The sequence below is a fragment of the Shewanella sp. 30m-14 genome, assembly GCF_052977125.1.
In genome coordinates this window covers 24,234-46,882 of record NZ_JBRILW010000001.1, presented here as the reverse complement: position 1 = coordinate 46,882, position 22,649 = coordinate 24,234, and the positions used below count along the sequence as shown (strand labels likewise).

At 42.6% G+C, this 22,649-nt stretch carries 28 protein-coding genes and 1 riboswitch; of the genes, 2 read left to right on the top strand and 26 right to left on the bottom strand.

The window, feature by feature from the left end; genetic code table 11:
• Positions 1–47: 47 nt before the first annotated feature.
• Genes ACVBIU_RS00240 through ACVBIU_RS00230 form a run of 3 tightly spaced genes read right to left on the bottom strand, consistent with a single transcriptional unit; the run spans position 48 to position 3,020 of the window.
• Positions 48–1,214, bottom strand: a complete 1,167-nt coding sequence (locus tag ACVBIU_RS00240; protein WP_447161993.1) for an efflux RND transporter periplasmic adaptor subunit — start codon at positions 1,212–1,214, stop codon at positions 48–50.
• Positions 1,211–2,344 (bottom strand): HlyD family secretion protein, encoded by a 1,134-nt coding sequence (locus tag ACVBIU_RS00235; RefSeq protein ID WP_447161992.1) that lies wholly within the window; start codon positions 2,342–2,344, stop codon positions 1,211–1,213. The genes ACVBIU_RS00240 and ACVBIU_RS00235 overlap by 4 nt, the downstream gene beginning before the upstream one ends.
• The gene (locus ACVBIU_RS00230) at positions 2,334–3,020 is read right to left on the bottom strand and encodes an ABC transporter ATP-binding protein (RefSeq protein WP_447161991.1); all 687 of its coding nucleotides are present in this window, start codon (positions 3,018–3,020) and stop codon (positions 2,334–2,336) included. Before ACVBIU_RS00230 ends, ACVBIU_RS00235 begins: the two co-directional genes overlap by 11 nt.
• Positions 3,021–3,407: 387 nt before the next feature.
• On the opposite strand from ACVBIU_RS00230, the gene ACVBIU_RS00225 reads away from it, so the two are divergent.
• The gene (locus tag ACVBIU_RS00225; protein ID WP_447161990.1) at positions 3,408–3,626 is read left to right on the top strand and encodes a DUF7661 family protein; all 219 of its coding nucleotides are present in this window, start codon (positions 3,408–3,410) and stop codon (positions 3,624–3,626) included.
• Here the strand turns inward: ACVBIU_RS00225 and ACVBIU_RS00220 are convergent.
• The 14 genes from ACVBIU_RS00220 to hinT all read right to left on the bottom strand — a co-directional run bounded on the left by ACVBIU_RS00220 (position 3,618) and on the right by hinT (position 14,858).
• Positions 3,618–4,007 (bottom strand): hypothetical protein, encoded by a 390-nt coding sequence (locus ACVBIU_RS00220; protein ID WP_447161989.1) that lies wholly within the window; start codon positions 4,005–4,007, stop codon positions 3,618–3,620. The genes ACVBIU_RS00225 and ACVBIU_RS00220 overlap by 9 nt on opposite strands.
• Positions 4,008–4,261: 254 nt before the next feature.
• On the bottom strand, positions 4,262–4,666 hold the full coding sequence (locus tag ACVBIU_RS00215) for a hypothetical protein (RefSeq protein WP_447161988.1): 405 nt from the start codon (positions 4,664–4,666) through the stop codon (positions 4,262–4,264).
• A 231-nt stretch (positions 4,667–4,897) separates the two neighbouring features.
• Positions 4,898–5,500 carry a GNAT family N-acetyltransferase gene (locus tag ACVBIU_RS00210; RefSeq protein WP_447161987.1) on the bottom strand — a complete coding sequence of 201 codons (603 nt, stop codon included), beginning with the start codon at positions 5,498–5,500 and terminating at the stop codon, positions 4,898–4,900.
• Between the two features lie 102 nt (positions 5,501–5,602).
• Positions 5,603–6,151, bottom strand: a complete 549-nt coding sequence (locus tag ACVBIU_RS00205) for an NAD(P)H nitroreductase (RefSeq protein WP_447161986.1) — start codon at positions 6,149–6,151, stop codon at positions 5,603–5,605.
• Positions 6,152–6,404: 253 nt separating this feature from the next.
• Complete coding sequence (locus ACVBIU_RS00200; protein WP_447161985.1) at positions 6,405–6,998, bottom strand: HvfX family Cu-binding RiPP maturation protein; 594 nt, start codon at positions 6,996–6,998, stop codon at positions 6,405–6,407.
• A gap of 88 nt (positions 6,999–7,086) precedes the next feature.
• A complete protein-coding gene (locus tag ACVBIU_RS00195; protein WP_447161984.1) occupies positions 7,087–7,929 on the bottom strand; it encodes a DUF6279 family lipoprotein in 843 nt (280 codons plus the stop codon).
• A 209-nt stretch (positions 7,930–8,138) separates the two neighbouring features.
• On the bottom strand, positions 8,139–9,206 hold the full coding sequence (locus tag ACVBIU_RS00190) for a phosphotransferase (protein WP_447162878.1): 1,068 nt from the start codon (positions 9,204–9,206) through the stop codon (positions 8,139–8,141).
• Entirely contained in the window at positions 9,207–9,869 is a 663-nt protein-coding gene (pnuC, locus tag ACVBIU_RS00185) for a nicotinamide riboside transporter PnuC (protein WP_447162879.1), read from the bottom strand.
• A gap of 132 nt (positions 9,870–10,001) precedes the next feature.
• The gene (locus ACVBIU_RS00180; RefSeq protein WP_447161981.1) at positions 10,002–10,262 is read right to left on the bottom strand and encodes a hypothetical protein; all 261 of its coding nucleotides are present in this window, start codon (positions 10,260–10,262) and stop codon (positions 10,002–10,004) included.
• Between the two features lie 157 nt (positions 10,263–10,419).
• Positions 10,420–12,558 (bottom strand): TonB-dependent receptor, encoded by a 2,139-nt coding sequence (locus tag ACVBIU_RS00175; protein WP_447161980.1) that lies wholly within the window; start codon positions 12,556–12,558, stop codon positions 10,420–10,422.
• Positions 12,559–12,610: 52 nt separating this feature from the next.
• Positions 12,611–12,741, bottom strand: a riboswitch (TPP riboswitch).
• 188 nt (positions 12,742–12,929) lie between these two features.
• Positions 12,930–13,319, bottom strand: a complete 390-nt coding sequence (locus ACVBIU_RS00170; protein ID WP_447162880.1) for a YcfL family protein — start codon at positions 13,317–13,319, stop codon at positions 12,930–12,932.
• A 204-nt stretch (positions 13,320–13,523) separates the two neighbouring features.
• A complete protein-coding gene (locus ACVBIU_RS00165; protein WP_447161978.1) occupies positions 13,524–14,009 on the bottom strand; it encodes a PaaI family thioesterase in 486 nt (161 codons plus the stop codon).
• Positions 14,002–14,505, bottom strand: a complete 504-nt coding sequence (locus ACVBIU_RS00160; protein WP_447161977.1) for a PaaI family thioesterase — start codon at positions 14,503–14,505, stop codon at positions 14,002–14,004. Before ACVBIU_RS00160 ends, ACVBIU_RS00165 begins: the two co-directional genes overlap by 8 nt.
• The gene (hinT, locus tag ACVBIU_RS00155; RefSeq protein ID WP_447161976.1) at positions 14,502–14,858 is read right to left on the bottom strand and encodes a purine nucleoside phosphoramidase; all 357 of its coding nucleotides are present in this window, start codon (positions 14,856–14,858) and stop codon (positions 14,502–14,504) included. Before hinT ends, ACVBIU_RS00160 begins: the two co-directional genes overlap by 4 nt.
• 194 nt (positions 14,859–15,052) lie before the next feature.
• On the opposite strand from hinT, the gene ACVBIU_RS00150 reads away from it, so the two are divergent.
• Entirely contained in the window at positions 15,053–15,466 is a 414-nt protein-coding gene (locus ACVBIU_RS00150; RefSeq protein ID WP_447161975.1) for a helix-turn-helix domain-containing protein, read from the top strand.
• Positions 15,467–15,701: 235 nt separating this feature from the next.
• Here ACVBIU_RS00150 and ACVBIU_RS00145 read toward each other — a convergent pair whose 3' ends face one another.
• The 9 genes from ACVBIU_RS00145 to ACVBIU_RS00105 all read right to left on the bottom strand — a co-directional run bounded on the left by ACVBIU_RS00145 (position 15,702) and on the right by ACVBIU_RS00105 (position 22,576).
• Positions 15,702–16,553, bottom strand: coding sequence for a CsgG/HfaB family protein (locus ACVBIU_RS00145; protein WP_447161974.1), 852 nt, complete (start codon positions 16,551–16,553; stop codon positions 15,702–15,704).
• Entirely contained in the window at positions 16,553–16,966 is a 414-nt protein-coding gene (locus tag ACVBIU_RS00140; RefSeq protein ID WP_447161973.1) for a curli assembly protein CsgF, read from the bottom strand. Before ACVBIU_RS00140 ends, ACVBIU_RS00145 begins: the two co-directional genes overlap by 1 nt.
• A gap of 12 nt (positions 16,967–16,978) precedes the next feature.
• On the bottom strand, positions 16,979–17,440 hold the full coding sequence (locus ACVBIU_RS00135) for a curli production assembly/transport protein CsgE (protein WP_447162881.1): 462 nt from the start codon (positions 17,438–17,440) through the stop codon (positions 16,979–16,981).
• Positions 17,437–18,072, bottom strand: a complete 636-nt coding sequence (locus ACVBIU_RS00130; protein ID WP_447161971.1) for a LuxR C-terminal-related transcriptional regulator — start codon at positions 18,070–18,072, stop codon at positions 17,437–17,439. Before ACVBIU_RS00130 ends, ACVBIU_RS00135 begins: the two co-directional genes overlap by 4 nt.
• 114 nt (positions 18,073–18,186) lie before the next feature.
• The gene (locus tag ACVBIU_RS00125) at positions 18,187–18,732 is read right to left on the bottom strand and encodes a curlin (RefSeq protein WP_447162882.1); all 546 of its coding nucleotides are present in this window, start codon (positions 18,730–18,732) and stop codon (positions 18,187–18,189) included.
• Between the two features lie 497 nt (positions 18,733–19,229).
• The gene (cctA, locus tag ACVBIU_RS00120; RefSeq protein WP_447161969.1) at positions 19,230–19,577 is read right to left on the bottom strand and encodes a tetraheme c-type cytochrome CctA; all 348 of its coding nucleotides are present in this window, start codon (positions 19,575–19,577) and stop codon (positions 19,230–19,232) included.
• Positions 19,578–19,866: 289 nt separating this feature from the next.
• Positions 19,867–20,730 (bottom strand): protease HtpX, encoded by an 864-nt coding sequence (gene htpX, locus ACVBIU_RS00115; protein WP_447161968.1) that lies wholly within the window; start codon positions 20,728–20,730, stop codon positions 19,867–19,869.
• 391 nt (positions 20,731–21,121) lie between these two features.
• Entirely contained in the window at positions 21,122–21,787 is a 666-nt protein-coding gene (bioD, locus tag ACVBIU_RS00110) for a dethiobiotin synthase (RefSeq protein ID WP_447162883.1), read from the bottom strand.
• Between the two features lie 18 nt (positions 21,788–21,805).
• Entirely contained in the window at positions 21,806–22,576 is a 771-nt protein-coding gene (locus ACVBIU_RS00105; protein ID WP_447161966.1) for a methyltransferase domain-containing protein, read from the bottom strand.
• Positions 22,577–22,649 lie beyond the last annotated feature (73 nt).

Genomic DNA, 22,649 nt, shown 5'->3' with positions numbered 1-22,649 from the left:
TAAAGCACGACGAACATAGCGCCTTTTATTTGTTAAATGAGTGATTATCATGGCAGCAACACCTCCTCTCCTTCCGTTAATCCTGAGGTAATTGCTACTCGCTCTTTCCCCATATCCCCTAAGCCAACATATTGTTTACTCTCGGTAAATATCCCCGGCTTTAATACATATGCTTTGCCGCGTTCATAATGCACAGCATCTAAAGACAAGAGTAATTCAGGATTGTTATTGGCGATATCGATACTTATTTTTGCGGTCATCCCTGGGCGCATCATCTCTGTATCAGGTTGCTCAATACTGGCGACAGCATCAAATATAACCAAGGGGACATCTTGATTTTTAACTCTAAACACTGCGCCAAGTTCAATTATTTTGCCGTTAAAGCTTTTCTCAGGATTAGCATCGAGACGAATTTTTAATGCTTGGCCAATCTTAACTCGCCCAGCTTCAACTTCAGGGATGGTCATGTTGACTTGCATGTGTTGCAGATCGGGAATACTTAATACAGAGTCACCGACGAAAATATTTTGTCCTTCAGCGACTTTATTGCCTTGTTGATCATTGCCATAAACCACCATACCATCTCTTGGCGCAATTAATGTCAGTGACTTTATCCCCTTTTCGAGAGCGGCGACTTCAGAGGCAAACTTTTGCTGATCACCAGCTAACATTTTCATTCTCTGTTCAGCGCTTTCGATTTCAAGCTCAATTTTTTGATTAATTAATTGAACCCTGTCTTTAGCGATAACTTCATCTTTTAGGTATTTTTGTTGATCGATAACCGAAACAGTTATATCTGAAATGTCGACTTTAAGTTGACTCTTTTCTTGTTCCATTTTGGCTTCGGCTAGCTCAAGCTTTAGCTCTTGTAACTTTTTGGCATTACGCAGTTTCGAGGTTTCGATATCTTGAATGGTGGTCGCCAAATTTGCTGCTTTCACAGAAAGCCTTTGGGTTAATGTCGAGGTATCAAGCTGAGCCACTCTATCGCCTTGCTTGACTTCACTGCCCTCTGGAGCCAACATTTTTACCTGATACTGCCACACTCGACGCAGTGCCGGCGGCCTTAAGCTCACCGTATTCGCTGAAACGAGCTCCCCCGTCACCTCAATTTGTTGCTCTAAAATCCCTGACTCAACTTGAGTCACTACATATTGGCTACAGCCAGTGAGAATTGCAGCTAACATCAATGTATTAATGGCTGTCATCTTCATGATGAAGTCACTCCCGTTTCTATTAATACGCTCATTCCAGGAATGATCTCAACTCGCTCGTCACGGTTAAATTTAATCGACAATTTAAACCAGTTACTTTTACCCCATGCCGGTTGCTTACTGGCTTGTCGACTAATCGTGTCGACACTACCGCTTAAGGTTATTGTTGATTGAGAATCGAGCCTTAGGCGGACAGTTTCGCCAATGGTTAGACGGTCTACATCGACTTCATTGACCCATGCAATTACCTCTAAATCATCAAGTGCGGGGATATTGGCAACTTGTCTGCCTATTTGCGCGTTATCACCCACCGAGTATTTTTTGTCGCTCCAAGGATCGCGAGAATAAAGTACTGGGCCTGCAATATCGGCGTGCAGCTCAAGTTGCTCTAGTCCCGATAAGGCTTGAGATAACTCAAGTTCAGCGCGCTTTTTATCAATCGCCAACTGGGATAATGATGCTGTGCGCTTATCTTGGATCTCGGCTAAAGCTTGCTGTTTTTTGGATAATTCAGACTCGGTTTTGAGCTGATTAAATTGATTGTCAGCGTAATCTTTAGCCGCAATAAAGTCAGCCGGAATAGCGGCATCTAACTGCGCTTTTTCTAATTCAAGCCGGGCTTGCTTAAGTTCAAATTTGGCTTGTAATAACTGCGCATTGAGCTCTATCGATTGGCTCTGTTCCTGCGCAGTCACTCGTAATAAGCTCGCTTCAAGCTGCTCAATTTGATTGTCAATTTCACTCTTATCGAAAATAACCACGACTTGCCCAGGCTCAGCTAAGCTCCCCTCTGGCATCATCCACTGAATTTGATAGCGCCACGTATCGCCAGCCTTTGGCACCACAAAAGCTTGTGATACGACAGAGGCGACCTGTCCTGTCAGTAACAGCGGCGTCAAATCAGCTTTGTTTAACGAGTCTACGTCAGCATAGGCTAATGAGTTATCAGAGCTCTGGTTTATTGTTTTCGTTTGAGAACTCGACAAGGCGCTAGCAAGCGACTCTGCACCAGCGGTTGCTGATACACTCACATTGACCAGCATGGCAACAGATAAGCTAAGCACCATCCGAGGGAGCACACTCTTTGCTTTGATCATGACACGGTGATTAACCAAGGTATTAAGCGGCATTGTCACCTCTTTCTTCAATTTCTACGATGTCGCCATCTCGCATACGAATAACACGCTGAGCATAGGCTGCGACTTCTTCTTCGTGAGTCACGAGAACGATGGTCTGACCCGCTTTATGTAACTCAGTAAATAGCGCCATGATCTCAACTGACGTTTTACTATCGAGTGCACCAGTCGGCTCATCGGCTAACAAAATAGCGGGACGATTAACTAAAGACCGCGCAATAGCGACACGCTGTCTTTGGCCACCAGACAGTTGGTTTGGCCTATGGTCATGTCTAGATCCTAAGCCCACTCGCTCAAGAAGTTCGTGTGCATAGTCAGTATCTTGCTGTGCATCAGCTGAAAACCTTAAAGGTAATAATACATTTTGAAGGGCCGACAAACGCGGCAGCAGATGAAAGCTTTGAAATACAAAACCAATCTCTTTATTTCGCACCGCAGACAAGGCGTCATCATCTAACTCAGCCACTTCCTGGTCATTTAGGCTGTAGTTTCCCGACGTAGGCTTATCAAGGCAGCCTATAATATTCATTAATGTCGACTTACCAGAGCCCGACGGGCCCATAATCGCAACAAACTCATTTCTTGCGATTGAGAAGCTCACCCCATTGAGCGCTTTAACTAAGCTTTCGCCCATGGGGTATTCTTTTGTTAATTGATGAACTTTAATCATAAGGTTCTCATATAGCAGAATTAGTGAAAATCATATAAATGCTTATATCATACAGATAAGTGGATATAGGCCGTTTAGATGGTCTGCAAAAAAGTGTAAATAATCGTAATACAATTGGATTAATTATCGGACAACTATTTTCACAAATTGTTTTCGGTGAAGACTAGCTTGAAAAACGCCGACTAATTAAATCTATCATTTAGAAGAGGATGAGGCGCTAGCGCGATAAAAGCTGATGGGGGGTGATGCTGAAACATTTTTCTTCCTTGCTTAACCTAAGAACATCTCAATCCATTTGAAATACTTTATACAAAATACGTAAGTTCATAGCGAAACGCAAGCACTTGCAAACCCAGTTCCGATGTCTGCGACTCAGGAGTTTCAATATTGATAACCAAATTCGATCTGTTCGTCAAACCAATGTCAGTAGTTAGAAAAGCGCATGAATGGCATCTATTTAATAAGCCTTGCATAGGTATTCGTACCAGAGTCTATGATGTGGTTATACCAATGGATCTGAAACAAGATGAGCTAGGAACACACTTAGAAGATATCTATCATGAGCACTGCTCAATAGCCCATCGGCAAGTGACGAGGTTAACTTAACATCGCGCCTGCTAAGGTGAACAAGGATATTGGAACGAAAAATACCCACTGGAATAAATACTTAAATGGCATTTCGAGGCTACTCATAAATCCGATATAAATCTGCCATATTGCAAATAAGCCAAAGTTGAGTGCGATAAATATCAGCATGCCAAAGCTTTGCATGGCTGAAATAGCGTTAAATGAACAAGCCAGTAAGACCATGCTTGATAGCACCAGAAATACCGAAATATAATGAAAAACACAGTGCATAATCACTTTTGCCACTGGATCAAAGGCAGCAGTCTGCATTGGCTGTAAAAAGTGTTTTCGGCCGTAGGTAAAATGACCAACACACGTTAAGGCTGTAATCCCCCCAGCAATCAGCAGATAAATATTCATGAGTGACTCCCACTAAATCAACAATATTGAATCAAACCTACCGCTAAACAGAGTTTCAATTATGGTGTCCAATTTTAGAAAGCAATTATAAAAAGCAAGTTTGGATAGCAGTTATAAAAAACAAGTTTCGAAAGCACAAGTTAGAAGGCTAAAGTTTGAATAATAGACAGGATATTAGCAAAAATCATTTCACAAATTATGTAATTTACTGAGGCTAAACGTGCTCAAGTCTAGCCCCAATAAGGTGAAAATGGTTACATGGAGACCATAGTCCAATAATCGAGACGTTTCTCCGGTTCGGCTAGAATGCTCTGACAGGTCTCTTTATATTTACCCATCAGTGGGCCTAAATTTTTCGCATTTGGCATACTAGCTCGGTGCTTTTCAGCCGCTGCAGTTATCGCTGCGGAAACTTCATCTTCGGTTTTAAATTGTTGTGCAAGCTCCTTAGCTTGCTCACCAGACACCTTTAAGCGTTCAACTACCGCCGCCATCTGAGGTGCATTCATCGCAGAAATTGCCTCCGTAGCGATATGATAATAAGCCGCACAATCGGCAAGTTCGCCAACAAAGGCCTCTTCAGCCTCCCCCGCGAAACTATTAAAAGAGAGTGAGCTAGCACCGAGGATCAATAAAGCTAAATTCGTTTTTGCAAACATTGAAGGTTATCCTTTTCTTTTTAGTCGCTAATATTTAGCATTAAAACAGCTTCGAGCATCCATTTCTACTTTAGCTTTTAATGAATATCAAGAGTATAGCGAAGATAACTCGTTCTCTTTTAAAAAAGAACCAGTTTAATACTGGCTTTACTGTCATTTTAGCGATGAGTGCTCTGTACGCCATTTCTTTCATTACAACATTTCTGTATTACAACATTAGGTCGCGTTAACTCACGAAGCTTGATACCCAAGCAGTTTATCTTTCAACCCTTGCTTCACGTCATGCCATTCGGCATCGATTATCGAGTACACAACAGTGTCTCTGACAGTGCCATTACTCAAAATTTGATGATTACGCAAAATACCGTCTTGGTTAGCGCCTAACCGGCAAATCGCTTGGCGTGACACTTGGTTTTGAATATGCGTTCTAAATTCTACCGCCATTACGTCTAGAGTTTCAAAAGCGTAAGACAGTATAAGTAGCTTTGCTTCGGTGTTAACCGCGGTGCGCTGTGCACTTTTTGCGTACCAGGTGTAACCTATCTCTAAGCGGCGATGTTGCTGCTGCCAGTTACAAATACGTGTACAGCCGACTATCGCACCCGAGTGACGTTCTCGAACCGCAAAGGCTAATGCCTCTCCTCGAGCCTCTGCCTCTAACGCCGCGGTAATATAGGCTTTCATCTCGTCTGGATGAGGAGCTGATGCGTACCATATTTCCCACAAGTTCCCATCTGTGACAGCGATACTTAGCGCCGGTAAATGCTCCAATGATAAAGGTTCAAGTACAATATACTCACCAACTAAACTGGTTTCTTTTACTTCTGCGTTCACCACAACCTCCTGTATTTTTATTATTCTACGCTAGCATGGTAACAGACTCAGTTTAAGCTAACTCTTGATGAAATTAGCTCAACTCACATACGATGCAAGAATTTATAAATATCGGGCGAAACTCATGCCATCTTTTAGGGTTTTAGTGGGGGCATTGATAACCGGGGTACCTAAATAGAGAAAACCGACTATTTGATCTTTTGCTTGTAAGCCCAATAATTGATGCACCTTTGCATCGAAGGCAAATGCACCGGTACGCCAAATTCCTCCTAGCCCCTGAGCAAATGCCGCTTGCTGCATGGCCATCACTGCGCATCCTGCAGCAAGGTGTTGCTCAAACGCTGGCACTTTAGGGTGTTCAGTTACTTTAGCAACCACGGTGATCACCATTGGTGCTCTCAAAGGCATGTTTTTCGCTTTCTCGATAAAATCTTCGTCGGCGCCCTTTTCAATCAGTGCTTTTACAAACACTTCCCCTAGACGGGACAAACCATCTTCTTCGGCAATAATAAATTCCCAAGGCGTTAACCCCGCATGATCAGGTGCTCGCGTGGCAGCATCGAGGATATTTTGTAGTTGTTGTGAATTAGGTGCAGGAGTCGTCAGTCTTGGGGTTGATTGACGAGTTAAGAGTAATTCTAATGCGTCCAACTTATTATCCTTAATAGTGTTTTTACGAAAAAAAAGGGTCAAGAAACATGTACTCTTTGAGAGTATCAATTGCGCAAAAAAAATCCCATCTATTTAGTGGGATTTACCTTGTTTAATCATCGATTGATTAAAGCATTTACTCAACATAACGGCATTTATTGCTAACGGGTCGTAACGCATATAAGTTAAAAAGACGTTACCAACTCATTTAAACAAGCAGCCAGAGCACAGATGTAAACAGCCTGAAGCCCCATTAAGCCAGCCCATTACGCTTGGCAATATAATAATCAAGGCTTGTGTAACGCCCCCCGCCCATAAACAGCAATGCCAACAGCATAAACAGGTAGGTAACTGCGAACTCAATACCGTTATTCAAAATAACAAAGTTGCCTGAGCTAGTTAGCCACTCGTAATTACCATTTGCTTGTAAGATCTCTTTAGCACGCTCAAGCTTTTCAGCCGAGGCAATCACGTTATCATTCGCTAACCAAGAGCTTGGGTCGGCAATCGCTAACCAACCATTTTCGATATGTACACTAAGAGCGGCGACCAACATAGTGAACGCTAACGGAATCGAGATTAAGCGAGTCGCCAAGCCTAAAATAAGCAATGCCCCCCCCAAAAATTCGGTACCTGCAGCAAGTGCAACCATCACCTCAGGAAAAGGTAAGCCTAATCCCCAATCGGGATTACCAAACCATGCAGCGGTATCGCTGAAATGGGAAAGCTTGTTATAACCTGCTTGCATTAACACTGGCGCGAGATATAAACGCAAGGCCAGCGGCGCTATCCCTTCGCCACATTTTAGTAGCGTCAAAAATTTCTGGTAAAGTGTAACTAGTTGCATATCGTTCCCTCTTTGAATTTAATCCTCGGCTTAGCTGTATAGACCCTTACAACTTAGCCTATCTTTCAGCAAAAACGGTAAAGTTAGCTTAATCGGCCTCGCTGAGCTCATTAAGATCAACGATTAATGCATCCAGCTTCTTTTGAAAGTATCTTTTCTGGCTAGCACTTGCCAGCTGATTGAGTCGAATAAGTAATTGACCAAATTGTTCGGTATTGTTATCAAGAGAGGCTTTATATACGTCTGACTTAAGGCTGTCTGGCTGAGTGATTAACACGGTTAGGCTGTGAGATAGCGCCGCTTGGTTTTGCCGATTCTTCAGTGCTTGTGAAAATAGCCTTATCCATTCATGCCGATATTCAAGCCACATGTCTAAGCTCGATGCACGGCCTAGGTTATATTCATGTATGGCTTGCTTTTGCTTTGATGTCAGCTTCCCTATCCACTTCTTTACACGTTTGTTGATGCGTTTATCAGCCATTTCGACTAATGCCAGCCTATCTTTACCTAAATACTTTTGATTTAGCTCTTTTTCATCAACTCTAAGCTGCGCAATGATTTGTTTAACTTGTTCATCGGTAAAAGAACTTATAATCGGTACCAGAGAGGGGTTAATAAATTCAAAGCTTCTGTTCCAGTGCTGCTTTACCTGCTTAACTTGTGCAGCCCATATTGCGGGTGTCAGGCTTGCTTGTTGAAATTCAAGTGAGAGCAATGATAACTGTTTCGCGTACAAAGGAAGCTCTTCGGCTCGGTGCCAGATTAAAAACTGATTAAGTGCAGATTCAAATTGGGCTTGTTGCTGTGTGTTTAACGAGACATATTCTGCAAGTTTCCACTCTATGGCCCAATCTAAAAAATAGTAGCCCATCTTGGTCGAGCAACCCACAAGAGAGATAAGGAGTAACATCCATAAGCCAGCTTTTCTCATTGCTTCCCCTATTGTTCCAACTGTTTGGGCTTATCTTTAATCACCATATGAATATTCAGTCATTAGCGTCTTTAACCTAGCATAGAACATCGGCAGGAATTCGCTCGGTTACAACATGTGTGGGGTAATTAAGAAGCAGTGAAAAATTTAAGCGCCCGCCATCATTATTACTGATAAATTAGCTTAGCTGGCACTAAGTACAACATCCACTAGGTACAGCAGGCAATTAACTCATTATATTGCTGAGCACTGTCCAAGTAATCTTCGACTAAATGGGCTCCCTCGCCATCAGCTAACTTTGTAATTTCGCCCTCTTTTACTAAGCAATCAAATGCCATTTGTAGTGCCCAGCACACTGCAAACACCCAATACAGATCGACGGCGGCAGTGACGGCATTTCTTGCTTTGTTATTTAGGTTCGGGTGAGCAACTAAGTAGTTGTCAATCAGCCAATGGCGCTGCTCTGATGACAGAGAATGGCTGGCAATCACGGCTGCAAGATCACATAAAGGGTGTGAGCTACAGGCATATTCAAAATCGATGCATTTAAGCTTATCTTCAACCAGCAAAATATTATAGGGGTTCAGATCTCGGTGGCTAAACTGAAGCTGAGTCACACAAGCACCGAGTCTATCAAGCATTGTATCAATCTGATGCGACTTAGCCAAAAGCCGTTGATAAAGCTGCTGCCAACGAATCAATAGCGCCTGCTCTGCACATCTATCATCACCGCAATCATCATTAGGTGAGCCCTGTAGCCGAGATAACTGCTTGTTCATTTCGGTTAATCGCGCCAAGTATCTCTGCCACTGTGTATCAACTGTCATCACATTACTGGGCCGAGGCAATTGCTTTAATCCGTTTAATAATTCAAGCAGCTTTTGCTCGGCTTTTGGCCAGATATTATGAGTGGTACTAATTGGGTGAGCCCCATTGGCACTCATTAAGTCATTCCAGCAATCTTGCTCATTCTGGGCAAAGAACTCACTTAAATAAAATGTTTTATCGGGGCTGACATAGACAATTTGTGGTGCAAGCTGAACCTTACTTGCAAGTTGCCAATTTAACACTTCGTCCTCTCGATTACAGATCTGAGAGCTCGCCCAACTATTGACTCTTAGTACCCACTCAGATTCAGTGGACTTACTCTGATGTAAGCCACGAATGTAATAGTTTTGATTGCTTAAGCCTTGCGTCAAAGGGGCTATCAGGCTGACATTTGTCAGCCCTGACTGCGCAAGATAAGGCGCCAGAATTTGAGTTAAACCTTGAGCCATTTAGGCGGTTCCTGCCGCTAAGTCAATCTCTTGCGTGGTTTGCTGCACGTACATTTTATTGCGCCACATGTAGTAGCCAAATACAACCATCCCAAGGTAAAGTACAAACAAAATGGCGGTTAACATCAAGCCTTTACTGACATAGAGATAAATAGAAACCGCATCAATAACAAACCAATAAATCCAGTTTTCTAGGACTTTTTTTGCCACCAAGTAAGTGGTCATAACCGCAAAACAGGTCGTCGCAGCATCTAAATAGGGGAAAGCGGCTTGAGTTTGAGTTGCCATGAAATGACCGATTAAAACAGCAATCAAGCTCGTGAGCCCTATTAATTTCAAATGCGTGCTCAGCTGCCATGAAACAATGTTCACCCCATCATGCTTTTTACCGCCTCGAGTCCACATCCAATAGCCATAAACAGCCATCGCCATATAGTAAATATTAAGCACGGACTCCATCAACAACGACACTTTCCAAAACAATACGGTATAAATCGCGGTACTGATAAACGCTGCCGCCCAACACAAAATGCTACCTTTCATCGCAAAAATAAGGTAGGCCAAAGCCAGTAAGACCGCTACAGCCTCCCAGCCCGTCAACGCTTCTGCTTCACTAAAAGCGGCAGTAAAACTATTGACTAACGCTAGCCAAAACTCAGACATAAATGGTGCCCTGTATTTAACACAAGATACTTAGCACAAGAAGTTCTTGCCCTAAATCATCGTCAGATATTGTTAAGCTCAACAGTGGCCAAAAGACATTCCCTATCTCTAGACCACCTCATCTAAATAAAATTATTCGCTATGACTTAAATTGAGTTCGCCACCAATAAACTTACAAACGAATACGGCTTTACCAAATTTTTCATGAGCGGCTTGCATCTCAACCGCAAGCATAGACATCACATCGCCATACTCACCAACCACCTGAGTTGCCATTGCATTCGTCACTCGCTGTATGTTGTCGTAAGAATCCACTCGCGCAATAAACCATTTAATCGGGTCTAAATAGTTATCTTGAAGCGGGTAGCAACTAATTTCTGCTGTTAATTTCATTGTATTGACCTCAGCCACCCTATGGTGGCTCAATTTGACTATATTAAGTAAATCGGTATTCAGTAAATGGGTGATTAACTTAACCATTAATCACTCTTCACTTATGCTTTAAAAATCTTGAATCACACTTGTAATTACACGCGTGATGATCTCTTACTTACAAGAACTTAAGGTTAAATGTCATACCTAGTTGGCGTGGATCGCCATAGCGTATATATTGCTTATCAGCCCAATCTAAATCTGGTTCATTACCGAAGTAGAAACCACGAACGCCATATTGTTCGTCAAGTAGATTACGTCCCCACAGATACACAGACCAGATGTCGGCTTCATAACCCACTTTGGCGTTAAAAATTTGATAAGGATCAGACTTTGACTCATTACTGTCAGAGTAGTAGAAATCACTCTTTCCGCTAGCGTTGACGTTGGCAAACCAACCATTATCGCTGCGATAAGTCGCACCTATGCTAAAGGTATAGTTAGGTGAATGGGCGAGTTCTCGGCCTGAAAGATCGACCACAGCACCATATTTATCTTCATATTGATAATCGCCATAAGCCGTTTCTAACCAGCCTAGGCTACCGTATAAGTTCAAGTTGTCTGTTGCATACCAATTACCTTCGAGTTCCGCACCGTAGTTGTGTGAACTACCTGCATTCTCGGTAAATAAAATAAAGTTACCCTCTTCACCCGGAACTGTTGACTGCTGTGAAGCTGCAACTTGCTGATCTTGTCTATCCATATAAAACACAGCAAGGTTGGTGCTCGCCTGACCGTCAAACCAAGTCGATTTTAAACCCAATTCATAGTTATAAAGGATTTCGGTGTCGTACTCTTTTTTGTCTGCTAACTCAACTGGCAGCGACATGTTAAAGCCACCCGCTTTGTAGCCACGCGCCACACGGATATAGGACTCATGGTTTTCGCTTAACGCCTTGCTTAATGCGATATGTCCGCCCCACATAGTTTCGCTTGGGCCGAAACTGTCGCCTGCCGAATCACTGTAATCACTTTCTCGACGCTCAACCCGTAAACCTACAGATAATGCATAAGTTGCACCTAAGTCTGAATCTAACTGACCAAATAATGCATAATTTTGTGCTTCATACTCGGCTGATAACTGGTTATAAGTATCAACCGTGTCGTTATCTTCTTGTAAGTCCATGGCATACACGCCAATCAGCCAATCGGTACTATCTGAAAAAATACGTCCAGATTCTGTGGACGATAATCTAAACTCCTGGGTTAGCGTTTTTCTCTCGCCTTTTTTGTCCCAGTTATACTCGTACTCACATGGAATACCACCGCAATCTCGACTTTCCCAGTAGTCAGGGTTTGCCCAGTCACCGTCGTAGTTATGGCGCGTATCTGATTGCGCCAACGAGGTTAATGAAGTGAGATCAAAATTCTCGGCGCCAGTATAGGTGAACTTAAGTGACGAGCCTGTTGTACGTTGCTTATCGACACCCGGAGCATCGGTTAATGTGTCAAAACCATTATTATCCAGTGTCCATGCATCATAACCATTGTCGTAGTTCGCGTGCAGGAAAGTTAAATCGATTTCTAGATCTTCGGTTGCATACCAGCGTAACTTACCGCGGCCTGTAAACTCATCACGATTATTGGTGTCACTTCGGCCAAGGTAGAGGTTGTCACGATAGCCATCTTGTTGATGCTGCTGTAACGAAACACGATAAAGTAAATTACCTGAGTCTGTAATAGGACCTGAGCTGAAACCACTGAAAGTCTGTAGATTATCATCGCCAAGAGAGACTTCTGCGCCATGTTCAAACACATCGGTAGGGTCGTTACTCTTGAGATAAATTAGACCTGCTAAGGCATTTGCGCCATAGCGAGTTCCTTGTGGCCCACGTAGCACTTCTACTTGTTGTAGATCATACATGCTTGAGACCATGCCTAAACCAGATAGGTCGATATCGTCTACAACAAACCCCACCGAAGAGTTAGGTGCGCCCTGGTATTCTTCTTGCTCGCCCACACCACGGATCTGGAAATATTTAGGTCTAGAGCTACCACCAGACCAATTTAAATTGGCAACCGTATTTAAGATATCTTCAAAGTGTTGGGCACCTTCATCTTCAATTTGTTGCTGATCAATAATGGTAACGCTGGAGGGCATTGTTTCTAATGCTGAACCACGAAAGTCAGAGGTCACCACCATGACTTCGATATCATCGTGAGTGGTGGATGCATCGCCATTAGCAAAGGCGTTTGTAGATGAGATGGCTGCAATAACCGCAAGTGCTATTGGCGAATAAGATTTTAGATTTAACATAGGACCTCAAAGTAAAATTTTGAGATCCGGCATCAGTAAAGAAGCGATCGGGAAATGAATTGTGGCCCATTCCTACGCCGGTATTAGCCGGATCAGGTTCAAAGGGTTCGTTTTTCAACATCTCAGTCAAAGCAGATAAATCCGACTTTCGGTTTATAGACTTTAACACCCCTTGGCGAGCGCGATTATACATGAAATTTACAACTCGATGACAGACTTCTTTAAAAACAGGTACTTTTTGCATGAAAAAACGTCAGCTTAGCTGACGTTTTTTTAACAGGTGCGATATAAACTTGGTTTACGCTAGGCTTTAGCCAACAACTTAAACTTACCACTTTAACTAACCAATATTAACCAAGAGTGTCGACAGGCTAATTTGAAAAGGCTTTTCTCACGTATAGCTCAAAACGAGTTGCGGTGGCATTAGGAGCCACAGCGCTAACTTGCAGGTGCTGTTTACCGTGTAGCTTTACCGATTTCCAGCTTACGCCTTCGTCGTCAATTGTCATTCCGTTTAAATCAAACCAGGTGAACTTATATTGCAACCTTAAATCGGTTGATACCTGACTGACAATGGTTCCCGTACCACGTAAGAATCCGCCTTCAGGGCGAGCCATGATATTGGTTACTTGTACCTCTTTACCAAAGCTATTGTTATCAATCCTAGCATCCCCATTTGACCCCGCCATCACACCGGCAGTATGTTGAGCACATGCAGTGAAAACCAATGCGGTAAATAGTCCCAATAAAACCTTTTTCATCTCTATCCCCTTCTTAGCTGCAACACATACGCTATTGATACAAACCATGAGTTAAGTAGCAAGTTAAATTAACATGCCCGATTAATAGCCTAAGCGAATAAACGTAAGTTAATAAGCTTGAGTTAATAAGCTTGAGTTAATAAGCTTGAGTTTAAGCATAAGCTAATAGGCGTAACTTAAATAAACTAAAGTTAGCCAGCTCGACTAATCAATCAAAAAGTGCGCTCTTGCAGTTGCAATTAAATGCTTACGGTTTGTCTGCCAACAATTAATGCTTACATTGGCCACTCGGCGGCCTTGGCGCGTGATTTTACACTCGGCGAAGCTATCTTTATGGTAACCAGCCCTTAAATAATCAATTGAAAAATCAACAACTTTAGGTACTTTTGTCGTTTGCATAAACACCATCAATTGTACTATTGCCGACATCTCCATAAATCCTGCAATCACGCCGCCATGTAGCGCAGGCAAGATAGGATTACCTATGTTGTCATCTTTTGCTGGCAGCTTGAAAACCAGTTCATCACCAAATCTGTCTACCGCCATTCCGATAAATTTTGCGTAAGGAACATGCTCCAAGAGATGGCCAAAGTCATTTAGCTCTGTGGCCTTCTTTACGATGCCCTTAACGTCAAGCTTAGCACTGTCGTCCAACGATGGTTCAATAGAAAAGTACGATTCATCATTCATATTCAGCACCTCCCATCAATGCCTGCCTAAACTCTTCACCAACCATCTCAGGGCTGATACGCATAAACGAGCCTACCGCATGAGCGATGGGATCATCTATTGAATCTTGGTAAGCAATAGCGCGGGTAAAGGCAACACTTGAAGACAATTTATAACACTGGGCAAAACCATAAACAGGTTTGTGCGGCGCTGCTGGCTTCATATAATCGACACGCAAATCGAGAGTCGGAGAGATCTCAAGCAAGCGGTGTTTATCAAAAATTGAACACACCACCGCGCAACCACTTGCAGTATCCATCAATGTTGTGATCACACCACCATGGATCACCCCCGTGTCAGGGTAACCAACAAGCTGTGTATCGTAAGGCAGCTCCAGTAAAACATGCTTTCCGCTACCTTCTAGCACTTTTAATTTAAGCTTACGGCATTGAGTTAGCTGCGCGACAAATCGGCTCGCCATATCGGTTAGCGAGTAGCTCTGACTGCTTGAACTCATTCACTCGGGCTCAACATCGGGCCTAGTGGATGGCCACCCACTAAATGCATATGAATGTGAAAAACCTCTTGGCCACCATGCTGATTACAGTTCATGATTAAACGGTAGCCATCTTCAGCTATCCCCGCTTCTTGAGCCAACTTAGCAGCCACAGACATCATACGGCCTAATGCTTTTTCGTCTGATGCCTTAATGTCATTAGTTGTTGGGATCAGATGATTTGGAATAATTAACACATGTGTAGGTGCTTTGGGCGTGATATCTCTAAAGGCTGTCACAAGATCGTCTTGATATAAGATATCTGCAGGAATTTCACGTCGAATAATTTTGCTAAATATGGTTTCTTCGGCCATTTGTCTGCCCTCAAAAGGAAATTACTAGCCATAGTATACGCGAAAATATTGACAAGGCGATGGACGATTTCTGAAGTAAATCACATGATTGGATCGTGTTGACTTGCACCTGCATTAAACAGATGTATATACAATGTGGTTGACTTTACGCTGTTTAGGATTTCTAATGAAAAAAAATATGCAGGAATAAGACAATGCTTACGGAAAAAGAAACCGCACTCTTAGATGCCGCAACTGAATTAGTACAAGAAAAAGGCATGATTGCACTTAATATGTCTGATGTTCATAAGCGAGCCGGGTACTCCCGTGCTGCACAATATCAGTCTTTTAGTGATAAAAATGCTCTGCTTGCCGCTTTGTGTATGCGTGAACTGGTGAACAATACCACAGCTATTGAAGAGCAACGCTTCAACGAATTTACAGGGCATTTCACCGTTGTGCTCAGGCCCGTCGTTTATCGCTATTTGAAACTATCTGACAGATTGATGATTGATTCAGCTTTTGGCCTAATGTTGGCACAGGTTCGCTCACTGCCAGATGACGATCGCTTTAGCTACTTGAAAAGTGGATTTGAGTTTTTAAGCAAAGAACGAGAAATGAATAAGTAGCCAAGAATAAAAACTCAATATAGCGCTTGGCAAGCGCCAAGCTAAATGGACTGCATAATCAGCTCTATTTGCAAATCAATCTAAAGCTAAACAGTATTAAAAGTAATGAACATATAAAATACGAAACCACTCAAATAACACGCATTCGACACATAAATGAGTAACAATTTAGTTGGACGTGAACTGACACCATAAAAAAGGCGCTATACATAGCGCCTTTTTTAATATCGCTATATTAACCTTGGTTTAGCCTAGCTTGGACTCTGTCAACCGAATGAGCCTCTAACCAGTATTTTTTAAGCACTGAATTTTCTAAACCAGCTTGAGTATCTGCAAGGTTCCAAGCTCGTTTCCAAATGCCATCAGCAATCATGTGCACCACTGCACTTTCAATCGCCTGTACCACACACAAACTAACGGGTTCGTTCGAGGTATAACCAACTTCAGACTCTAATAACTCCTGAGCATCGATAAATTTAAATACCCCTGCCGTCAGTTCTTTAGACAATACTGATTTAGTTGTGGTGACACTGCTAAGCAGTCTTCCTGTACGTATGTCTACAGCCCTAAGATTTACCGTAATACTATCAACACGAAATTGACTTGACGCGCCAATGCCCAAATAACGAGCTCCAGCGCCACCGGTACGAATATTGGTGTCGTATGCAACAATACCGCCTTCCATCAAGATCTGTGCAGAATTAAGTTGGCTTAAACTTGCAGCATCGCCCTTTAGTCCTGCACGCACAATTTTTCGCTCAGTCAGTAAATTTTGTAACCCCTCTCTTTCAACAGGGATAAACCAGCTAGAGTCATTCAGCGCTTGGGCTAAAAATGCTGTACCACTTTGAGGTACCGCGGTGGAAAAGTTACTCGATGGAATAGGTTTGTATTGACCGGTTTGATCTCTAAAGTCGTAAACGGCTGCAACCATGCTTCCTTGCGGAGCGGGTAAACCAATTAGATCGTAATAAGTCTCACCTTTTGGCATTAAACTTGATGAAGGCACTATTTGCTCTAATTCACTCGTAGTAGAGCACGCGCTTACAAAGCATAAGGCAAACAATAAGGTTAGCTTGTTAATCATTAACCTTCTCCAGTGTTAGTGTCGATAATGCCACCGACTTCGATAATTGTTGTTTCACCCGTGACAACATCGGTAATATGCACCAATAAGGCACCATCTTGATTCACCACCTGGATCTCGAAATCATCAGTCTTTAAGTACCCTTCACCGCCGTTTGCCGCATCATTAAACAGCTGACTCATCAGACGAGATTCTAGTGAACTCGCTAATCGGTCAAGCGCCGATGGCGGCACATAACTCGACCCTCCTGTATGTTTATTTTGAGCTGATGCATTAGACAGTAAATATGAACCATTAAGGTAACTGCCCCCAAAGTTGGGATTAACAGGAGTGTAAGTCAGCTGAGTTGCATGGGATGAGCCCATAAGCACCGCCAACAATGAACCACCCGCAATTTTAATAACCCTTTTCATAAACTTTCCTTGTTAAAATTCATCTGGAGCCAAATCGGGATCTAAAAATTGGGCCCAGTTTGCTTGCCTTTGATTTTGTTTTAATTTTTGGTTTACTCGCCCGGCAGCAGCTAAAGCTTGCTCATCGATATTTCGACTTGCAGGAGAGACAACCGTGATATAAATAGGTCTTCTATTGTGAAGAATACTAATTTTACTACCGCTTCTCGCTGTCGCTTGTTCAACCACGGTCAAACCTGAATGTTGAGCCACACCACCAATATCCCGATAAGCTGCGACAAATTCTCGATAAAATCGATGACCAAATCGAGTCATTGCACGATTAAGAATAAGCCCATCGATAAGATCTGTTTCAACTTTTGGGGGGTTATCGCTGGTGCTTTCGGCTAGCGGTGGTTGCTGCTTATCTAATACAATCTCCCCTGCCGTCAACGTTGACGACAGAAGGAGAAAACATAAGCAGAACCGACTCATTGAGTCACTTCATGCATATTGGTTTGGGCCCAGGCAATTGCCTGACCACGGCTCGATACACCAATTTTTCTAAACGCTCGATAAAGATGCGTTTTTATGGTGCTTTCACTGACAAATAGTTTATTTGCAATATCAATATTGGTACTTCCACTGCGTAATACTTGCAGTACTTCACGCTCTCGGATCGTTAAGGTTTCAACCTCATCAATAGCACTATCATTAAGGCTGTTACTCTCTGTAAAACGCTGAGGTAGAACCACTTTGCCTTTTACTATATCCGCCATGCCCTCACCAATTGTTTCTAAACAAGCATCTGAATAAAATACCCCGGCAGTCACTGAAGCTTGGATAAGAAATTTAGCGTCAACCTGTTTAGGAAAATGCAAAAAGACGACTCGAGCGATGTTGCTGCCTTTTTCAATGCGCTTTTGAATTTGATATGCGGTTTGAACATCTACGGTCGACAGATCAATCAAAATGATAGTAATGCGACTTTCTAATAATTCAGCATTAAAATGCTCTGGAGAGATCCGATGTAGTTTGACCAAGAACTCTTGTGGCCATCTGGTATTGAGAAGATCGGCAAATAAATGCGAGCGGGTAACCAAAACCCAATGTGTGACTTTGAACATAAGCTAACTCCGTGTGTACTGTATATCACCATCCGTGTGTTTTTATTGTAATACACTCAGACTACAAATAAAGACAGAATTATTCACATAAACACAACAACAATTGAAGTTGGCTTAATTTGAAATATAACCTTGAGTGACTTGGGCTGATTGTCCCTGCCCATATTGCACAACTGAAACACCATGCCCAGTACCATTTTGGTATATTGTCACCGAGCTTTCATTGCCCATTTGTAGGACTGAAGCTAAATTATTGTTCCCTTGTTGATTAATATCGAGATTTAAATAGGCACCTTGCTGAGAAGAGATAGCGATGTTATTGAAGCCACTTTGAAGAATACTTGCCTCAATTTCTGCACCATTTTGGTAAACGCCAGCGCGGTTACTTCCCCCTAACTGCTTCACATCCGCCACTGTTAATAAGCCCGACTGACTCACTATTGCCCGGTTTGAAACACCTTGCTGACTCACACTTGCATCTAAACTATCACCACTTTGGGCGATAGAGGCGCGGTTATCATAGCCATTAAGTTCATCAAATTGGCTAAGGTCTTGAGCGTGCACCAGAGGCAAAAAGGCAAGGAGTAGCGCTGGGGTATAACGCCATATGCTGCTGATTTGAAGATTAGAGGAGTTAACCGCCATCTTAGTAGTATCCATACTCAATTACCGACCTTTAATGACTATATGAAATTAACGCGGCCATTATGTCGGGAAAGTGCTTGTCCATCATCAATCTAGAGTATTAAAAGCGTTGCATCCAAATAGCTATTCGCTCAAGAAAAACTAGACTTTACTACTACGGGCAACTCAATTAACAACAATTATCCACTTCACAAAAAAACATTCAAGCTATTGATTTTAAGAGTAATAAATAATAAACGCTCAAATATTATTATCAATGGTGTTAATTAAGCTTGTCATACGAAAGGAGTCACAAGTCATTTCTTATGTAAGATGAAAAATATTGTATGTTTTATGCTGTGATGAGATTTTGTATAAAATTTTCTTACCTATAATCTGAACCCTAGTAAGAATTTGAATGCTGGTTCCACCAGAAAACCTTTTGAGCCAATATTGATCCTGCACTGTCAAAATTTTTATGCAAAAAAGCCAGCTCTAGGCTGGCTCATTTTAGCAATTTAAGTCAAATAAAATTACTTAAGTGTCGACTCGGCAGTACGACCATCATCGTGACAGCTGTCACATGTTGGCTTGTCACCCACGTTCATTTCATGTGGCGCGTGACAATCAGCACACGTTAGCATGCCGTCATGTGGCTGGTGAACGGCGTCCATTTCAGCCAAAGTACCGTGACAGGCTTGGCACTGCTGGAACTCGTATTCACCGTCTGCAGATGGTGAACCGTCAGCGTGACACGCTTCACAACCGTCCATTTCAGCATGCATTTCGGCAAGTTCTTGACCTTCAGCGAAAGCTGTTGGTGATAAAGCGAGTGCTGCGAATGCCGCACCAAAAATTGCACTTAGTAGTTTATTGCTCACAATTGTATCCTCATTTGATGTTCGCATAGTGAAAACTTAATAGTCAGGTTGTTTTCATCTTGCGAACAATATTTTTAGCACGACTTAGGTTAATTTAGCTAAGCATTAACTAATCCGCAACTAATTTAAGTGAAAGATCATATCATTGTGGAAATTCTCAAAATGTGCGCTTAATCAAATTACTTCTTGGAATGCAGTATAACTAACTATTTATCACGTTGATTTTGGGTAATAAAAAAGCGATTCGAGAGATTGAACCTCGAACCGCCTTGATTTAGCCATGCTTCAATTAGTGAGTTCTAAGTGCCGCAATACGCTTTTCTAGTGGCGGATGACTCATCATCAACTCAGCCATCGATTTTTTACCATTAATACCTAGCGCTGACATTGACGCTGGCATTGCACCGGTTTCAGGGCCTTGGCGCAGTCTCTCAAGTGCCGCAATCATCTTATCTTTACCCGCTAAACGTGCAGCACCTTCGTCGGCTCGATATTCACGAATACGAGAGAAGTAAGCCACAATGATTGAAGCTAAGATACCAAACAGCATATCCAGTACAAAAACCACTGCCATATAAGCAAACATGCCTAAGCCTTCACCCTCTTCGTCATTACTCGCGACGAAGTTATTGATGATGCCAGCCACGACACGTGCAGCGAAGATAACGAATGTATTCACCACGCCTTGAATAAGAGTCAGCGTCACCATATCGCCGTTAGCGACGTGGCTTACTTCGTGGGCTAATACAGCTTCTATTTCGTCTTGACTCATGCCATACAAAAGACCACTGCTCACTGCAACCAATGCGTTGTTTTTGCTAGGACCCGTTGCAAATGCATTTAACTCTGCCGACTGATAGATAGCCACTTCAGGCATTTTAATGCCCGCTTGCTCTGCTTGACGAGCAACGGTTTCCACTAACCAACGTTCAGTGTTATCACGCGGCGTTGTGATAACCTCACAGCCCATAGTTTTCTTAGCCATCCACTTAGAGATAGCCAAGCTGATAAAGGCGCCACCAAAACCAAAGATTGCAGCGAATACTAATAATCCGCCCATGGTTGAGGTATTAACACCTAAGATAGACATCACAATTGATGCCACCAATAAGATCGCCATGTTAGTGGCAATCAGTAAAAATATACGCTTCATTTAAGCTCCTGTTAGGATACAAAGTACCTGATATACACTCTATAAGAGACATAATATGTCCAAAAAACGAGATTTCAAGGGGAGACTGCAAAATTTATGTCTTATCGCTTCAAATACATGCCTTGTAGCATCAATAATAGACGGCTGAGTTCCACTTTTATATCAAGTCGGCAAAGTCTAGGTCGGTTTCATTAATCTAAGATTAATTTAATCGGTAAAGCAGGATAATTATAGGAGACGTGGGATTAATCTTTCTTAACATAAAGATAAGCCCAATTAGGAAGCATAATTTCTCCACCAATTGGGCGTTAATTTTGCGTACAAGCTTTAGCTAATTCATGTTACATCGCACTAACTTTTAGATATTAACGATTAGATATTAACTATTAGCTTATAACAAAACACTCATATCTAAATGACTGGCAGCAGCTTCCGCGGTCGGCTTAGCAAGATGCGGTACATAGCCCAAGCAAGGCGCCGTCATCATCTGTTTTAGCGCGGCTAGATTTTCTTGTTGATTTGCCATATCGGCATCGACTTGATTCGCTACCCAGCCTACAAGGTTCAAACCATCAGCCTTAATCGCTTCAGCCGTTAATAATGCATGGCTTAAACAGCCTAGTTTCATACCCACCACTAAGATCACTGGCAAGTTCATCGATTGCACAACGTCTGAAAGGTAGTGACCTTCTCCTAATGGTAAACGCCAGCCACCCGCACCTTCAATCAAGCAAAAATCAGCACCAACAAATTCAGCCATCTTGAGCTGAGCTTCAATACGATTAGGCGCTAATTGAACGCCTTGCTCTGCTGCCGCGATGTGCGGCGCAATAGCTGCTTCAAAGGCAAAAGGATTAATATCCTCGTAAGGAAGTTTGATACTAGAAGCAGCCATTAATGCCAAAGCATCACTATTTCGAAGCCCTTTCTCTGTTTGTTCACAGCCAGATGCTATCGGCTTAAAGCCTACTGTTTCGCCTTTAGCGGCAGTTAGCAATGCAGATGAGATCAACGTCTTACCACAATCGGTATCTGTACCCGTTACAAAAAATGTCATGTCAACTCCAAGCTGCGTTTAGCGCTTTTTCCGCGCTTTAATAAAGCTAATATTATAAGTTAAAGGAAGGCCCTCAGGGGCTCGACTCAACTCTGCCTGAGCTTGCAAAGCTTGCCAATCTTTACGTCCTCTCAATGTGACCTGAGGCAAGTTAACATTTTGATCTTGTTTTACAATTGATGCCCCAACCCCTTTAATCGACTGCAGCATAGCTCTAAGATCGGCAAAGTGAACCGTTATCGCTTGAGTTTCAAACTCTGCTATATGCCAGGCATCTTGCTCAAAACAAGCAAGCAGTGTTTTTTCATCGATAAACGTATTGACCTTAAAACCTAGTTCAGCCAACTGATACAAACTATTGGCAGCCACGATACTCATATTCAGTTCACCATCACGACAAAGCACTCTGCAAGCTTCATTAATCGCTAGAGGAAGATTTTGGCACCATTGCAATGCCACATTGGAATAGATGCCACCAATCGTGTCTGCAGCAAAAGGAAGACTCTGGGCATCGCCACAAATCGGTATGTACTGCGGGAAGTTTTCGCTAAGCGTTTTGAGCATCCCCTCGGCAATATCGAGACAGAGTACTTGCTCAAGGCTAGGAATATGATCAAAGCAAGTACCAGGACCGGCACCTATATCTAATAAGCGGGAGCTTGAGGTCACTTGACGTAACAGATGCTCAGCAGTTCTTTTTTGCAGTATATCGTAACTATGGTAATGCGCGGCTGCGGCGGAAAACCGCGCTGCGACTTGGTGTTTAAGCTCACTTGATCCTGTATTCACTGCATTGGATCCTAATCAATCAAATAAAATTGAAATAGCGGTATAAAAGCCTTTAAAGAAGCTTTAAAGACAG

Bases quoted from the DNA above. Each gene is read 5' to 3' on its own strand.
- ACVBIU_RS00240 (WP_447161993.1), bottom strand. From the start codon at position 1,214: ATGAAGATGACAGCCATTAATACATTGATGTTAGCTGCAATTCTCACT.
- ACVBIU_RS00235 (WP_447161992.1), bottom strand. From the start codon at position 2,344: ATGCCGCTTAATACCTTGGTTAATCACCGTGTCATGATCAAAGCAAAG.
- ACVBIU_RS00230 (WP_447161991.1), bottom strand. From the start codon at position 3,020: ATGATTAAAGTTCATCAATTAACAAAAGAATACCCCATGGGCGAAAGC.
- ACVBIU_RS00220 (WP_447161989.1), bottom strand. From the start codon at position 4,007: ATGAATATTTATCTGCTGATTGCTGGGGGGATTACAGCCTTAACGTGT.
- ACVBIU_RS00215 (WP_447161988.1), bottom strand. From the start codon at position 4,666: ATGTTTGCAAAAACGAATTTAGCTTTATTGATCCTCGGTGCTAGCTCA.
- ACVBIU_RS00200 (WP_447161985.1), bottom strand. From the start codon at position 6,998: ATGCAACTAGTTACACTTTACCAGAAATTTTTGACGCTACTAAAATGT.
- ACVBIU_RS00195 (WP_447161984.1), bottom strand. From the start codon at position 7,929: ATGAGAAAAGCTGGCTTATGGATGTTACTCCTTATCTCTCTTGTGGGT.
- ACVBIU_RS00190 (WP_447162878.1), bottom strand. From the start codon at position 9,206: ATGGCTCAAGGTTTAACTCAAATTCTGGCGCCTTATCTTGCGCAGTCA.
- pnuC (WP_447162879.1), bottom strand. From the start codon at position 9,869: ATGTCTGAGTTTTGGCTAGCGTTAGTCAATAGTTTTACTGCCGCTTTT.
- ACVBIU_RS00180 (WP_447161981.1), bottom strand. From the start codon at position 10,262: ATGAAATTAACAGCAGAAATTAGTTGCTACCCGCTTCAAGATAACTAT.
- ACVBIU_RS00175 (WP_447161980.1), bottom strand. From the start codon at position 12,558: ATGTTAAATCTAAAATCTTATTCGCCAATAGCACTTGCGGTTATTGCA.
- ACVBIU_RS00170 (WP_447162880.1), bottom strand. From the start codon at position 13,319: ATGAAAAAGGTTTTATTGGGACTATTTACCGCATTGGTTTTCACTGCA.
- ACVBIU_RS00165 (WP_447161978.1), bottom strand. From the start codon at position 14,009: ATGAATGATGAATCGTACTTTTCTATTGAACCATCGTTGGACGACAGT.
- ACVBIU_RS00160 (WP_447161977.1), bottom strand. From the start codon at position 14,505: ATGAGTTCAAGCAGTCAGAGCTACTCGCTAACCGATATGGCGAGCCGA.
- hinT (WP_447161976.1), bottom strand. From the start codon at position 14,858: ATGGCCGAAGAAACCATATTTAGCAAAATTATTCGACGTGAAATTCCT.
- ACVBIU_RS00150 (WP_447161975.1), top strand. From the start codon at position 15,053: ATGCTTACGGAAAAAGAAACCGCACTCTTAGATGCCGCAACTGAATTA.
- ACVBIU_RS00145 (WP_447161974.1), bottom strand. From the start codon at position 16,553: ATGATTAACAAGCTAACCTTATTGTTTGCCTTATGCTTTGTAAGCGCG.
- ACVBIU_RS00140 (WP_447161973.1), bottom strand. From the start codon at position 16,966: ATGAAAAGGGTTATTAAAATTGCGGGTGGTTCATTGTTGGCGGTGCTT.
- ACVBIU_RS00135 (WP_447162881.1), bottom strand. From the start codon at position 17,440: ATGAGTCGGTTCTGCTTATGTTTTCTCCTTCTGTCGTCAACGTTGACG.
- ACVBIU_RS00130 (WP_447161971.1), bottom strand. From the start codon at position 18,072: ATGTTCAAAGTCACACATTGGGTTTTGGTTACCCGCTCGCATTTATTT.
- ACVBIU_RS00125 (WP_447162882.1), bottom strand. From the start codon at position 18,732: ATGGATACTACTAAGATGGCGGTTAACTCCTCTAATCTTCAAATCAGC.
- htpX (WP_447161968.1), bottom strand. From the start codon at position 20,730: ATGAAGCGTATATTTTTACTGATTGCCACTAACATGGCGATCTTATTG.
- bioD (WP_447162883.1), bottom strand. From the start codon at position 21,787: ATGACATTTTTTGTAACGGGTACAGATACCGATTGTGGTAAGACGTTG.